A 14323-nucleotide genomic window follows, 5' to 3' on the forward strand; every position below is an offset into this window, starting at 1 on the left:
CGGGTGCCGGGCCCTCGGCGTCCGTGTTGACTGGTCCGGTGCCCGAGCCGACGACGTCACCGACCGAGCTGCTGGAGCTCTTCCAGCGCGCCCAGGCCACGTTCACCGACCGCGTCGACGCGGTCGAGCCGGGGCAGTGGGACCTCGAGGCGCTGCCCGGCTGGACCGTGGCCGACCTCGTCGCGCACCTGGTCGGTGAGGCGTACTGGGTGCCCGGCCTGCTGGCCGGCGAGCCCCTCGACGACGTCGCCGCGCGCGTGCCGTCCGGGACCGACGCCCTGCTCGGGGACGACCCGCTCACCGCGTGGGAGACCGTCGCGGACGAGGCGCTGGCCGCGGTCGCCACCGCTGACCTGACCGCCGGCACCGTCCACCTCAGCCGCGGCCCGACGCCGGCGCGCGAGTACGTCGAGGAGCTCACCGCCGACCTCACCGTGCACGCCTGGGACCTCGCCCGCGCCACCGGCGGCGACGAGGCCCTGGACCCGGCGCTGGTCCGCGCCGCGGAGGCACTGGCCGGGCGGCTGCCCGACGACGGCGTGCCCGGCCTGTTCGCCCCGGCGGTCGAGCTGCCCGACGGCGCCGCCCCGCAGCAGCGGCTGCTGGCCCGCTTCGGCCGCCGGGCGTAGCCCCCGCGACGCGTCAGGAGGGCCTGCCGGACGCGACGTCTCCCTATCCTCCGGAGCACGTCTGCAGGAGGTCCCCATGAGTCAGCCGCCCTACGGTCCCCCCGGCCAGCCGGGCCAGCCGGGCCAGCCGGGCCAGGGTCAGCCGGGCCAGCCGGGCCAGCCGGGCCAGCCGGGCCAGCCGGGCCAGCCGGGCCAGCCGGGCCAGCCAGGCCAGCCGGGCCAGGGTCAGCCGGGTCAGTACGGCCAGCCAGGCCCGTACGGCCAGCCAGGCCCGTACGGCCAGGGCCAGCCGGGCCAGCCCGGTCAGTACGGGCAGCCGGGCCAGCCGGGCCAGCCGGGCCAGCCGGGCCAGCCGGGCCAGTACGGGCAGCCGGGTCAGTACGGCCAGCCCGGTCAGTACGGCCAGCCGGGCCAGCCTGGTCAGTACGGGCAGCCGGGCCAGTACGGGCAGCCGGGTCAGTACGGCCAGGGGCAGCCCGGTCAGTACGGACAGCCGGGCCCGTACGGGCAGCCCGGGGGCCCGGGACCGGGACGCAACCGGCGCGGACTGGTCATCGGCCTCGTCGCCGCCCTGGTCCTCGTGGTCGCCGCCGCGGTCGTCCTGTTCGTCGTCCTCCGGGACGACGACCCGGCCCCCGCGGCCGGCGCCACGACCTCGTCGGCCGGCGCGCCGACCAGCACGTCGCCGCGCCCGTCCTCGAGTGCGCCGTCGTCGACCACCAGCGCGCCGTCGCCGACGGGTGGGGCCGGGTCCGGCGGTGACCTGCTGGCGATCCTCCCGGCCGACTTCACCGACTGCACGGAGGCCCCGCTCGCCGGGGACGGCGACATCGCCCACGCGTCGTGCGGCGCGAGCACCACCCAGCCCGGCCCGACGCAGGCCGAGTTCTTCCGGTACCCCGACCAGGCGACGATGGACTCGGTGTTCACGAACGACGCCTCGGGGCAGGGGCTGTCGCAGCTCCCCGAGGGCCAGGACTGCAGCGCGACGACCGGCATCGGCTCGTGGGGCGGCGGGACCAACAGCGGCCTGGTGGCGTGCGCCATCGACACCGAGAACAACGCGGTGGTCATCACCTGGACCGACGACGCGGCGCTCGTCGAGGGCATCGTCGGGGCGCCGGGTGGCACGCAGGCCGACCTCGCCGCGCTCTACGCCTGGTGGCAGGCCAACAGCGACTACCGCCTGTGAGCCCGGGGCCGGCCGAGCCGGACCCCGCCGACGTCGACGAGGCGGTGTACGACGCCGTCGACTCGATCCCGCCGGGCCGGGTGAGCACCTACGGGGCGATCGGCCGGCTGGTCGGCGTCGGGCCCCGGCGGGTGGCCCGCGCGCTGTCCGGCGGGGGCGGCGGGGCGGCCGTGCCCTGGTACCGGGTGGTCCGCGCCGACGGCACCTGCGCCGAGCCCGTGCGGGTGCGCCAGCTGGAGCTCCTGGCCGGGGAGGGCGTGCCGGTGCGCGACGGCCGGGTGGACCTGGCCGCCGTCGCCTGGCCCTGAACGCACGAGAGGGGACCCGTGGCTCGGCTGCTGTACTCCGCGACCGCGTCGCTGGACGGCTTCATCGCCGGCCCGGGCGGCGACATGTCCTGGCTGACCCCGCACCTGGGCGACCCGAACCCGACGGCGGACCGGCTGGTCACCCGCGTCGGCGCGATGCTGGTCGGCGCCCGCACCTTCGGCGGCGACGACCCGAACCGGGGCACCGAGCAGGAGGGCGCCTTCGGCGGCCAGTGGTCCGGGCCGGTCGTCGTCCTCACCCACCGGCCGCCCGCCGAGGCGTCCGACGGCGTCACCTACACCGACGACCTGCACCGCGCCGTCGACCTCGCCCGCGAGGCGGCGGGGGACGACTACGTCAACGCCCTGGGCGCCGACGTCGCCCGGCAGCTGATCGAGGCGCGGCTGCTCGACGAGGTGCTGCTGTTCTTCGCGCCGGTCCTGCTCGGCGACGGCGTCCGGGTGTTCGAGCACCCCGGCGGGACACAGGTGCTGCTGGACCGACTCCCCGGCGAGACCGAGCACTGGTACCGGGTGCGGTACCCGCCCGCGTGACGAAGGGCTCCGCGGCGATGTCGGTGAGTCGTGGTGTCATCGGAGGGTGGCACTGCGGGGGGACGAGGGTGCGCCGGTCTACCGGCTCGTGCAGCCGCACCGGGAACCGGTGGCGCCGCCGCGGCTGGACCCCACCCAGCAGGCCGTCGTCGACCACGCCGGCGGCCCGCTGCTGGTGCTCGCGGGCCCCGGTACCGGCAAGACGACGACGATCGTCGAGGCCGTCGCCGCCCGCATCGACCGCGGCGTCGACCCCGAGCAGGTCCTGGTCCTGACCTTCAGCCGCAAGGCCGCCGCCGAGCTGCGCACCCGCATCACCGCGCGGGTCGCCCGGACCATCCGCGAGCCGCTGGCCCGCACCTTCCACTCCTACGCGTACGGCGTGCTGCGGCGGGCGGCGCTGCTGCGCGGCGACGCCCCGCCCCGGCTGCTCACCGCCGCCGAGCAGGACGCCGTCGTCGCCGAGCTGCTGCGCGGTGACCTCGCCGGGGAGGGCGCGGTGCGCTGGCCGGCGTCGCTGCTGCCCGCGCTGGCCACCGCCGGCTTCCGCGGCGAGCTGCGCGAGCTGCTGCTGCGGGCCACCGAGCGCGGCGTGGACCCCGAGCTGCTGGCCGCGTGGGGCCGGGAGACCGGCACGGAGGCGTGGCTGCACGCCGCGGCGTTCCAGGAGCAGTACGAGGCGGTCACCGCCTTCTCCACGGCCGGCGGCGGCGACGCCTCCGGCTACGACCCCGCCGAGCTGGTCCGGGCCGCGATCGCCGAGCTGGAGGACGACCCCGAGCTGCTGCGCCAGGAGCGCGCGCGGGCCCGCTGGCTGTTCGTCGACGAGTACCAGGACACCGACCCCGCGCAGGTCGAGCTGCTGGAGCTGCTCGCCGGGGGCGGTGGCGACCTCGTCGTCGTCGGCGACCCCGACCAGGCCATCTATGCCTTCCGCGGTGCCGAGCCGCGCGGGATCGTCGAGTTCCCCGACCGGTTCCGCACCGTCGACGGCCGGCCCGCGCAGCGGCTCTCGCTCGGCGTCTGCCGCCGCTCGGGCCCGGCACTGCTCGACGTCAGCCGCCGCGTCGCCGAGGCGCTGCCCGGCCCGTGGGAGCACCGCCGCCTGCAGCCGGTCGACGGCGCCGACGCGGGCCGCGCCGAGGTGCACGTGTTCGGCTCGGCCGCCGTCGAGGCCGCCTACGTCGCCGACACCCTGCGCCGCGCCCACCTCGTCGACGCCGTCCCGTGGTCGGACATGGCCGTCGTCGTCCGCACCGTGCTGGCGATCGGCCCGCTGCGCCGCGCGCTGACGTCGGCGGGCGTGCCGGTCGAGGTGTCCACCGACGACCTGCCGCTGGCCGCGCAGCCGGCCGTCGCGCCGCTGCTGGCGGCGCTGACCGCGCTGCTGCCCCGGCCCGGCGACGAGCCCGGCGCGCTGGCCCTCGACGAGCCCGGCGCCGAGGCGCTGCTGGCCTCCCCGCTCGGCGGCGCCACCGTCCTCGACCTGCGCCGGCTGCGCCGGGCGGTGCGGATCGCGCAGGCCCAGCGCGGCGTCGACGCCGACGAGCGCGGCACGCCGCTCGCCACCGCCCTGGCCGACGAGCCGCTGCTCGAGGAGCTGCCCGACGCGGTGGCCCGGCCGGCCCGCCGGGTGGCCGCGGTGCTCGCCGCCGGCCGGGTCGCGCTCGCCCGCGACGGGTCGGCCGAGGACGTGCTGTGGGCGATGTGGCAGCGCAGCGGCCTGGCCGGCCGGTGGGCGCGGGCCAGCGCCGCCGGGGGAGCCGCCGGCGCCGCCGCCGACCGCGACCTCGACGCCGTCGTCGCGCTGTTCGACGCCGCGGCCGGGTTCGTCGACCGGCTGCCGTCGGCCACCGTCGGCGCGTTCGTCGAGCACCTGTCGGCCCAGGAGCTGCCCGGCCTCACCGGCGCCGAGCGCGACGCCGCCACCGACGCCGTCCGGCTGCTCACCGCGCACGCGTCCAAGGGCCTGGAGTGGGACGTCGTGTGCGTCGCCGGCGTGCAGGAGGGCGTCTGGCCCGACCTGCGCGACCGCGGCACGCTGCTCGGCACCGAGCTGCTGGTCGAGCGGGTCGCCGGCATCGACGGCACGTCGGTGGACCGGCGCACGCAGATGCTGGCCGAGGAGCGGCGGCTGTTCTACGTCGCCGCCACCCGGGCCCGGAAGCGGCTGGTGGTCACCGCCGTCGAGGGCGCGCTGGACGGCCCCGACGCCGGGGCCACCGCCTCCCGGTTCCTCGACCTCGTCGTCCCGCCGCCGGACGACGGCCGGCCGCTCACGCCGCTGCCCCGCTCGCTCACCCTGCCCGCGCTGGTGGCCGAGCTGCGCCGCGCGGTCAGCGACCCGCAGACCGAGCCGGCCCGCCGCTCGGCGGCCGCGGCGGTGCTGCGCCGGCTGGCCGCCGAGGGCGTGCCCGGCGCGTCCCCGGAGGACTGGTGGGGCCTGGCGCCGCTGTCCGACGACGCCCCGCTGGTGCCCGGCGACGAGGTGGTGCGGGTGCGCCCGTCGGCGATCGAGACCTTCCAGCGCTGCCCGCTGAAGTGGGTGCTGGGCGCGGTCGGCGCCGAGGCCGCCCCGGAGTCGCACCGCACGGTCGGCTCGGCGGTGCACGCGGTCGCGCAGAAGGTGGCCGAGGGCCTGCCGCCCGCCGAGGCGCGGGCCGCGCTGGCCGAGGAGCTCGACGCCCTCGACCTCGGCCCCGGCTGGGCCGACCAGCGGCAGCGGGTCGCGGCCCGCGACATGCTCGAGCGCTTCCTCGGCTGGCACGCCGCCAACCGCCGCGAGCTGCTGGCCGCCGAGGCCGACTTCGACGTCACCGTCGGCCGGGCGCGCATCCGCGGCCAGGTGGACCGGCTGGAGCGCGACGCGGCGGGCCGGCTGGTCGTCGTCGACCTCAAGACCGGCCGCACGCACGCCAAGGAGGTCGACACCCACGGGCAGCTGGCCGCCTACCAGGTCGCGGTGGCCGCCGGCGCGTTCGGCGACCACGGCACCGCGCCCGGCGGGGCCTCGCTGCTGCAGGTGGGTACCGGCACGAGGGCGAAGGAGCAGGCGCAGGACGCGCTGCCGCCGGACGTGCCGCTGGGGGAGACGTGGGCGGGGCAGCTGGTCGCCGAGGTCGGCGAGGGCATGGGCGCGGCCACCTTCGAGGTGCGCACCGGCAGCCACTGCGGGCGCTGCCCGGCGCGGCGCAGCTGCCCGCTGCACGAGCGCGGCCGGCAGGTCACCGCGTGACGCGGCGGGGACGCCGGTGAGCCGGCGCGCGCCCACGCCCGACGAGCAGCTCTCCTTCGACGACCTCCTGGGCCCGGCGGTCGCCGAGCCGGTCGCGCCGAAGCGGCTGCTCGACCCGGCCGAGGTGGCCGCCCGCTGCGGGCTGTCCTACGCGCCCTCGCCCGAGCAGGCCGGGGTGGTGTCCGCGCCCGCCGACCGGCCGCTGGTCGTCGTCGCCGGGGCCGGCTCGGGCAAGACCGAGACGATGGCCGCCCGCGTGTGCTGGCTGGTCGCCAACGAGCTGGTCGCACCGGAGGAGATCCTCGGGCTCACCTTCACCCGCAAGGCGGCCAGCGAGCTCAACGAGCGGATCCGGCTGCGGCTGGGCGCCCTCGCCCGCCACCCCCAGACCGACCCGCAGCTCAAGGAGCGGCTCGCGGTCTCGATGCCGACGGTCTCGACCTACCACGGGTACGCCGCCTCGCTGGTCTCCGAGCACGGGCTGCGCATCGGCGTCGAGCCCGGCGCCGGCGTGCTCGGCCCGGCCATGTGCTGGGGGCAGGCGGCCGCCGTCGTGTCCGGCTGGACCGGCGACATGGACGACGTCCCGCTGAGCCCGCTGACCACCACCGAGGACGTGCTGGCGCTGGCCGCCGAGCTCGGCGAGCACGACGTCAGCCCCGCGGCGCTGCGGACCTGGACCGCGCGCCTGGAGGCGCAGGTGGCCGGCTACCCCGACGCGAAGGGCAAGCGCGGCCCCTACAAGCCGGTCGTCGAGATGCTCGCCCGGCAGCGCGCCCGGGTGGCGCTGCTGCCGCTGGTCGAGGCGTTCGAGGGGCGCAAGCGCGCCGCCGGTGCGATCGACCACTCCGACCAGGTCGCACTGGCCGCGCGGATCGCCGTCTCCGCGCCCGAGGTGGGCCGCCGCGAGCGGTCGCGCTGGCGGATCGTGCTGCTCGACGAGTACCAGGACACCAGCGTCGGCCAGCTGCGGATGCTCGAGGCGCTGTTCGGGCGGGCCACCGGGCACGCGGTGCTGGCCGTCGGCGACCCCCGCCAGTCGATCTACGGCTGGCGCGGCGCCTCGTCCGGGACGATCGAGCGCTTCGACCGCACCTTCCCGGGCGCCCGCGGCAGGAAGGCGGAGCGGCTCACGCTGGCCACGAGCTGGCGCAACGACGGCGCGGTGCTCGACGTCGCCAACGCCGTCGCCGGGCTGCTGCCCGCGCCGGTCGTGGCGCTGCCGGACCTCACCGCCCGGCCGGGCGCCGGGCCCGGCACCGTGCTGGCCGGGCTGTACACGACGGTGGCCGAGGAGACCGAGGCGCTCGCCGACCGGCTGGCCGCCTGCTGGCGCGGCGAGGACCCGGCGCTGCCGCCCCGGCCCGACGGCCGCCCGCCGACGACGGCGGTGCTCGTCCGCACCCGCAAGCAGCTGCCCGGCATCGCCGCCGCGCTGCGCGCCCGCGGGCTGCCGGTGACCGTCGTCGGGCTCGGCGGGCTGCTCGAGGTGCCCGAGGTGTCCGACGTCGTCGCCACCCTCACCGTGCTGGTCGACCCCTCCGCCGGCGACGCCCTGGGCCGGCTGCTCACCGGCGCCCGGTGGCGGATCGGCCCGCGCGACCTGGCGGCGCTGGAGGCCCGCGCCCGCACGCTGGTGCACGCGCGCAGGCCGGACCGGGACGACGACGAGACGGTCCGGCGCTCCGAGCGGGGCAGCATCGTCGAGGCGCTCGACGACCTCGGCGACCCCGGCGCGTACTCGCGCGCGGCCTACCGCCGGCTGCGGCGGCTCGGCGGGGAGCTGGCGCACCTGCGCGGGCGGCTGGGGGAGTCGCTGCCGGACCTGGTCGACGAGGTCGCCCGGACCCTCGGCCTGGAGACCGAGCTGGCCAGCACGCCCGGCGTGAGCCCCGGGGCGGCGCGGGCGCACCTGGACGCGCTGCACGCCGTCGCCGCCGAGTTCACCGAGCTGGCCGAGCTGCCCTCGCTGCCGGCGTTCCTCGGGTACCTGCGCGACGCCGAGGAGCGCGAGCGCGGCCTGGAGCCCGGCGAGGTGGCCGTCGACCCCGAGTCGGTGCAGCTGCTCACCGTGCACTCGGCCAAGGGCCTGGAGTGGGACGTCGTCGCCGTGCCCGGCATGACCGCCGACCAGTTCCCCTCGCGCACCGACACCAGCGACTCCTGGGTCAAGGACCCCGGCGCGATCCCGGTCGACCTGCGCACCACCGACCGCGCCGAGCTGCCGCAGCTGCGGCTGCCGGTGCCCGGCTCCGGCGACCAGGCGGCGGTGCGCGCGGCGCTCGAGGACTACGTCGAGGAGTGGAAGGCCTTCGGCGAGGCCGAGGAGATCCGGCTGGGCTACGTCGCGGTCACCCGCGCCAAGCACCTGCTGCTGTGCTCGGGCAGCTGGTGGCGGGAGGGCGTGAAGCCGAACGGGCCGTCGGTGCTGCTCGACACCGTCCGCCGGGCGTGCACCGCCGGGGCGGGCATCGTCGTCGCCTGGGCCGAGCGGCCGGAGGAGGGCGCGACCAACCCGGCGCTGGAGGAGTGGCCGGTCGGGGTGTGGCCGGCCGACCCGCTGTCCCCGCCGCGCCGCCGCGCACTGACCGCCGCCGCGGAGCTGGTCGCGGGCGCCGCCCCGCACCCGCTGGACCCGGCGGCCGCGCTCGGCACCGGCGACCCGCAGGTCGAGCAGTGGGTGCGCGAGGCCGACCTGCTGCTGCGCGAGCGCCGCCGCACCGCGCGCCCGACCGTCGAGGTGCCGCTGCCCAGCCACCTGTCGGTGTCGGAGCTGGTCGCGCTGCGCCGCGACCCGGCCGAGCTGGCCCGCCGGCTGCGCCGGCCGATGCCCTCCGCGCCCGCGCCGCTGGCCCGCCGCGGGACGGCCTTCCACGCCTGGCTGGAGGAGCGCTTCGGCGTCTCCCGGCTGCTCGACCTCGACGAGCTGCCCGGCTCGGGCGACGAGGCGGCGGCACCGGACGGCGCGCTGGGCGCGCTGCAGGCGGCGTTCCTCGCCAGCCCGTGGGCCGACCGGCAGCCGGTCGAGGTCGAGGTGCCGTTCGAGACGCCGCTGGGCCCGCTCACCCTGCGCGGCCGGATCGACGCCGTCTTCGCCGACGGCGACGGCGGCTTCGAGGTCGTCGACTGGAAGACCGGCCCGCCGCCGTCGGGCGCGGAGCTCTCGGCGGCCGCGGTGCAGCTGGCCGCCTACCGGCTGGGCTGGTCGCGGCTGACCGGCGTCCCGGTGGAGAAGGTGAGCGCGGGCTTCCACCACGTCGCCGCGGGCGTCACCGTGCGCCCGGTCGACCTGCTCGACGAGGCCGGCCTGATCGCCCTCGTCACCGGCGAGGCCGGCCACGAGGACCTGCCGCCCGAGCCGGACGACGACGAGCTGCCCCCGCCGCCCGAGCCCGACGACGACCTGCCCCCGCCGCCCGACGAGGACCTCGGCTGACGCCGCCGCGACCTCGCCGTCGCGGCGCCGCCGTGCGCCCCGCCCTCACCGCGCGGTGCCCGACCTCACCCCGCGGCGCGCGGCCGGGCACCGCCCGGTGAGGTCGGTCGGGCGGCGCGGTCAGGAGGAGGCGATGCGGTCCAGGATCGCGGCGGCGAGCTGGTCGGGCGCCTGCTCGGGGATCCAGTGGCTCACCCCGGCCAGCTCGACGAAGCGGTAGTCACCGGCGACGAAGGACCCGCAGCCCTCGGCGGCGATCCGGCCGATGGCGATGTCGGCGTCGCTCCACACGAAGGTGGTCGGCACCGGGACGTCGTCCACCGGCGTCGCCGAGCTCATCGCCCGGTACCAGTTGAGCGCGGCGGTGAGCGCACCCGGCGCGGACAGCACCGCCACGTACTCCTCGACCGCCTCCGGGTCGACGGCGTCGCCGTACATGCGGCGCAGCCGGCGGGCGCCGTCGGCCAGCAGCACCTCCTCGGCCTTGCCCTCCTGCCAGAACAGCCGGATGTAGGACGAGCGCTCCTTCTGCTCCGGGTCGGAGCGGAAGGCCGCGGTGAACGCCGTCGGGTGCGGCACCGAGACGGCGGTGAGCGACCGCACCCGGTCGGTGTGCCAGCCGGCCAGCGCCCAGGCCACGTTGGCGCCCCAGTCGTGCCCGACGACGTCGGCGACCGGGACGTCCATCGCGGTCATGAGGTCGGCGGTGACCTGCGCGAGGTTGGGCAGCGCGTAGGCGCCGACCTCGAGCGGCCGCGCGCCGGGGGAGTAGCCGAGCTGGTCGACGGCGTAGGTGCGCAGCCCCGCCTCGGCCAGCCGCGGCGTCACCGCGGCCCACGACGCCGAGGTCTCCGGGAAGCCGTGCAGCAGCACCACCGGCCGCCCGTCCCCGGGGCCGTCGGCCCGCACGTCGAAGGTCAGGTCACCGACGTCCACCCGCAACAGCTCTCCGGCCATGGGGCGCAAGGTATCCGGTGCCGGCCCGCCGCTACCGTCGCGCTCGTGACGAGCCCGGAACGCGACTTCGTGCAGGCCCACCTCGACGACCTCCACGCCGATCTCGACGCCTGGCTGCGCATCCCCTCGATCTCGGCCGACCCGGGGCACGCCGGCGACGTCGCGGCGAGCGCGGACTGGCTGGCCGGGGCGCTGCGCCGCACCGGCTTCCCCGTCGTCGAGATCTGGCCGACGCCGGGCGCCCCGGCCGTCTACGCCGAGTGGCCCAGCGCCGACCCCGACGCGCCGGTCGCGCTGGTCTACGGCCACCACGACGTGCAGCCGGTGGACCCGCTGGAGCTGTGGGACCACCCGCCGTTCGAGCCCACCCGGGTGGAGACGCCGGCCGGCCCGGAGCTGCACGCCCGCGGCGCCATCGACGACAAGGGCAACGTCGCCTTCCACCTGCTCGGCATCCGCGCGCACCTGGCCGCCACCGGCCGCGACACCCCCGCCGTCACGGTGAAGCTGCTGGTCGAGGGCGAGGAGGAGTCCGGCTCGCCGCACTTCGCCGACCTGCTGCGCGAGCGCGCCGACCGGCTGGCCTGCGACGTCGTCGTCGTCAGCGACACCGGCATGGCCGCCCCCGACGTGCCCAGCGCCGTCGTCGCGATGCGCGGCCTCGCCGACGCCGAGATCACCCTGCGCGGCCCCGCCGTCGACCTGCACTCCGGGTCCTTCGGCGGCGGCGTGCCCAACCCGCTGCACGCGATGGCGTCCCTGCTCGCGGCGCTGCACGACGAGCAGGGCCGGGTCACGCTGCCCGGCTTCTACGCGAAGGTGCGGGAGCTGACCGACCGCGAGCGCGAGCTCATGGCCCGCGTGCCGTTCGACGAGGCCGCCTGGCTGGCCGGGCCGGCCGCCTCCCGCGCCACCGCCGGCGAGGCCGGGTTCAGCACGCTGGAGCGGGTCGGTGCCCGACCGACCGCCGAGGTCAACGGCATGTGGGGCGGCTACACCGGCCCCGGCCACAAGACGATCGTCCCGGCCGAGGCGCACGCCAAGCTGACCTTCCGGCTGGTCGCCGACCAGCGTCCCGAGGACGTCGGCCCGATGCTGCGCGCGTGGGTCGAGCAGCACCTGCCCGAGGGGATCACGGCCGAGGTGCACACCCCGCCCGGCGGCGTCGCCCCGTGCGCCAGCGACCTCGACTCGCCGCACACGGGCGCCCTGCTGCGCGCCATCGGGCAGGCGTTCGACACCGCCCCGGACGACGTGCTGTTCACCCGCGAGGGCGGCAGCGGCCCGGAGGCCGACCTCGTCGAGGTGCTCGGCGCGCCGCTGGTCTTCCTCGGCGCGGGCCTGCCCACCGACCGCATCCACTCGCCGAACGAGCGGGTGCTGCTGCCGATGCTGCACCGCGGCGCCGAGGCCGCGGCCCACCTGTGGCGGGAGCTGGCCGCCCGGTGACCGCGGCGGGGGACGGCGGGCGCTTCGGCCCGTACCGGGTGCTCGGCGTGCTCGGCCGCGGAGGGATGGGCCAGGTGCTGCGCGCCCACGACGGCGAGCACGGGCGCGACGTCGCCCTCAAGGTGCTGCACCCGCAGTGGGCCGCCGACGAGAGCTACCGCGAGCGGTTCCGCCGGGAGGCCCGCATCGCCGCGCGGCTGAACGAGCCGCACGTCGTCCCCATCCACCGGTACGGCGAGATCGACGGCCAGCTGTTCCTCGACATGCGGCTGGTCGAGGGGGAGGACCTGGCCTCGCTGCTGCGCCGCGCCGGGCGGCTGTCCCCGGTGCGCGCGGCCGACGTCGTCGGCCAGGTGGCCCGCGCGCTCGACGCCGCGCACGCCAGCGGCCTGGTGCACCGCGACGTCAAGCCCTCCAACGTGCTGCTGGTCGCCCGCGCCGACGGCGGCGACCTCGCGGCGTCCGCGCCCGGTGAGGACTTCTGCTACCTCGCCGACTTCGGCATCGCCCGCACCTCGGCCGACGCCACCGGCCCGGCGCTGACCGGCACCGGCGTGGCCGTGGGCAGCACCGAGTACATGGCGCCCGAGCGGTTCGGCTCCGGGCAGCTCGACGCCCGCGCCGACACGTACTCGCTGGCCTGCGTGCTGTTCGAGGCGCTCACCGGGCGGCGGCTGTTCGCCGGCGACGACCCGGTGGCGCTCATGGCCGCGCACGTGCACGAGCCGCCGCCCCCGCCGTCGTCCCTGGCCCCGGGCGTCCCGCCGGCGCTCGACGCGGTGGTCCTGCGGGGTCTGGCCAAGGACCGCGACCGGCGCTGGCCCACGGCCGGGGCCATGGCCGCCGCCGCCCGGGCCGCGCTGGCCGAGAGCGGCGTCCCGGTCCCCGGCGGCGACGGCGGGACGGCGGTCGGCCCGGCCGCCGACGGCGCCCCCGGCCGGGCGGTCACCCGGCAGCAGAGGGTGGGCCGCCCGCCGGCCCCGCCGACCACCGTCGGGCACCGCCCGCCGGCCCCGCCGCGGCCCGCGCGCCTGCCGTGGGTGCTCGCCGGGCTCGGCGCGGTCCTCGCGCTCGCGCTCGCCGGGGCGCTGGTCGCGGTGGTCCTCCGGCTCGACGACGCCCGCGAGGACGCCCGGGCGGCCGGCCAGCGGCTGGTGGCCTCGGCCCTGGCGGTCGGCACCGACCCCGCCGGGTGCTCCGCCGAGGAGCCCCCCGACGGCGTGCTCCGCGAGGTCGGCTGCCCCGGCGACCCGGAGGACGGCGGGCCGACCGCGGTCACCTACTCGGCCCACGACGGCGACGGTGCCGCCCGGGCCCTCGCCGCCGACGTCGAACAGCAGGGGCTGACCGAGCTCGAGGACCGCTACTCGTGCGGCCGGCAGGTGGACGGCGAGCCCGGCCCCGCCGGCTGGTTCCCGGTCCTCGACGACGACGAGGCCGAGGTCGGCCGCGCGGCGTGCTGGGTCGACGGCGAGGGCGACGCCGTCCTCGCGTGGACGTGGGACGACCTCGGCACCCGGGCCGTGGCCGAGCAGCGCGGCGGCGGCGAGCAGGGACTGTCCACGCTGCGCAGCTGGTGGGACGACGTCGCCGACCGCGGCTTCGGCTGACCCTCCGCGCCGCGGCAGCCCGGGGCGGCGCGCCGCCCGCCCTACGCTGCCCCCCGTGACCGGACCTGGGCTGACCCGCGCACCCGCGGGGTGGTACCCCGACCCCGACGGCGCGCCCGGCATGGTGCGCTGGTGGAACGGGGAGACCTGGTCGGACGTCACGACGCCGGCCGGTCCCGGCGTCGCCGTCCAGGCGCCCCCCGTGGCCGCGGTGCCGTCGCCGCAGGGCGGCGGGTCCTGGCAGCCGGGCCCCTCGTCGCAGCCGGCCCGCCGTCCCGGCACGGCCTGGTGGGTCGGGGGATCGGTGCTGGCCGTCGTCGCCGTGGTCGTCGTCGCGCTGGTCGTCGGCCTGTCCGGGGGCAGCCCCACCGGGCCGGGCACCGAGACCGACCCGCCGGTCGCGAGCTCCTCACCCGCCGGCCCCACGTTCCCGCCGGGCACCGTGCGGATCATCGACGAGGAGTCGGGCATCTCCTACCCGTTCCTCGGCAACGGCTGGTACGAGTACGACCTCGGTCTCATGCCGGAGACCCGCACCATCGCCGGGCAGTACTTCACCACCCAGGAGCAGACCCCCGACGGCGGCAACTTCATCGCCCAGTGCACGTCGGGGCCGGTCTCCGACGGCTACGGCTGGACCGGCCCGGGCAGCGAGCAGGCGACGGTGACGACGCTGGCCGACAGCGTGCGCGCGGCCTACTACCCGTACCCGAACGAGCGGGAGGTGCTCCGCGACGAGGCGCTGACCGTGGACGGGCACGCCGCGCACCTCGTCGAGTTCCAGCTGACCTGGGACGTCGAGGGCTACGACTCCACCGGTGAGCGGGCGGCGCTGCTGGTCGTCGACGTCGGCCGGCCCGACCCCGCGCTGCTCTACGTCTCGATCCCCAACACGCACGCCGAGCTCTACGGGACCATCGACCGGATCGTCGCCGACATCGACGTGCTGTAG

At 78.0% G+C, this 14323-nt stretch carries 11 protein-coding genes; 9 read left to right on the forward strand and 2 right to left on the reverse strand.

Features of this window, described 5'->3' with window-relative positions:
- Positions 1-38 precede the first annotated feature (38 nt).
- Positions 39-629: a TIGR03086 family metal-binding protein gene (locus ACI796_RS09525; RefSeq protein ID WP_456940983.1), complete on the forward strand. Its 591-nt coding sequence runs from the start codon at positions 39-41 to the stop codon at positions 627-629.
- Positions 630-672: 43 nt separating this feature from the next.
- Here the strand turns inward: ACI796_RS09525 and ACI796_RS09530 are convergent, their stop codons facing one another.
- Positions 673-1467 carry a hypothetical protein gene (locus ACI796_RS09530; RefSeq protein ID WP_456940984.1) on the reverse strand — a complete coding sequence of 265 codons (795 nt, stop codon included), beginning with the start codon at positions 1465-1467 and terminating at the stop codon, positions 673-675.
- An 84-nt stretch (positions 1468-1551) separates the two neighbouring features.
- Here ACI796_RS09530 and ACI796_RS09535 point away from each other — a divergent pair, with 84 nt between their 5' ends.
- Genes ACI796_RS09535 through ACI796_RS09555 form a run of 5 tightly spaced genes read left to right on the forward strand, consistent with a single transcriptional unit; the run spans position 1552 to position 9355 of the window.
- A complete protein-coding gene (locus ACI796_RS09535; protein WP_456940985.1) occupies positions 1552-1821 on the forward strand; it encodes a hypothetical protein in 270 nt (89 codons plus the stop codon).
- Entirely contained in the window at positions 1818-2129 is a 312-nt protein-coding gene (locus ACI796_RS09540) for an MGMT family protein (protein ID WP_456940986.1), read from the forward strand. The genes ACI796_RS09535 and ACI796_RS09540 overlap by 4 nt, the downstream gene beginning before the upstream one ends.
- An 18-nt stretch (positions 2130-2147) precedes the next feature.
- Positions 2148-2684, forward strand: coding sequence for a dihydrofolate reductase family protein (locus ACI796_RS09545; protein ID WP_456940987.1), 537 nt, complete (start codon positions 2148-2150; stop codon positions 2682-2684).
- Between the two features lie 46 nt (positions 2685-2730).
- Positions 2731-5919 carry an ATP-dependent helicase gene (locus tag ACI796_RS09550; RefSeq protein ID WP_456940988.1) on the forward strand — a complete coding sequence of 1063 codons (3189 nt, stop codon included), beginning with the start codon at positions 2731-2733 and terminating at the stop codon, positions 5917-5919.
- A gap of 16 nt (positions 5920-5935) precedes the next feature.
- Positions 5936-9355, forward strand: coding sequence for an ATP-dependent helicase (locus ACI796_RS09555; protein WP_456940989.1), 3420 nt, complete (start codon positions 5936-5938; stop codon positions 9353-9355).
- 120 nt (positions 9356-9475) lie between these two features.
- Here the strand turns inward: ACI796_RS09555 and ACI796_RS09560 are convergent, their stop codons facing one another.
- Entirely contained in the window at positions 9476-10312 is an 837-nt protein-coding gene (locus ACI796_RS09560) for an alpha/beta fold hydrolase (RefSeq protein ID WP_456940990.1), read from the reverse strand.
- 45 nt (positions 10313-10357) lie between these two features.
- Between ACI796_RS09560 and ACI796_RS09565 the strand changes: the two genes are divergently transcribed.
- Genes ACI796_RS09565 through ACI796_RS09575 form a run of 3 tightly spaced genes read left to right on the forward strand, consistent with a single transcriptional unit; the run spans position 10358 to position 14323 of the window.
- A complete protein-coding gene (locus tag ACI796_RS09565) occupies positions 10358-11761 on the forward strand; it encodes a M20/M25/M40 family metallo-hydrolase (RefSeq protein ID WP_456940991.1) in 1404 nt (467 codons plus the stop codon).
- Entirely contained in the window at positions 11758-13371 is a 1614-nt protein-coding gene (locus tag ACI796_RS09570; RefSeq protein ID WP_456940992.1) for a serine/threonine-protein kinase, read from the forward strand. The genes ACI796_RS09565 and ACI796_RS09570 overlap by 4 nt, the downstream gene beginning before the upstream one ends.
- Before the next feature lie 55 nt (positions 13372-13426).
- Complete coding sequence (locus ACI796_RS09575) at positions 13427-14323, forward strand: DUF2510 domain-containing protein (protein WP_456940993.1); 897 nt, start codon at positions 13427-13429, stop codon at positions 14321-14323.

The organism is Geodermatophilus sp. SYSU D00525 (assembly GCF_054050475.1).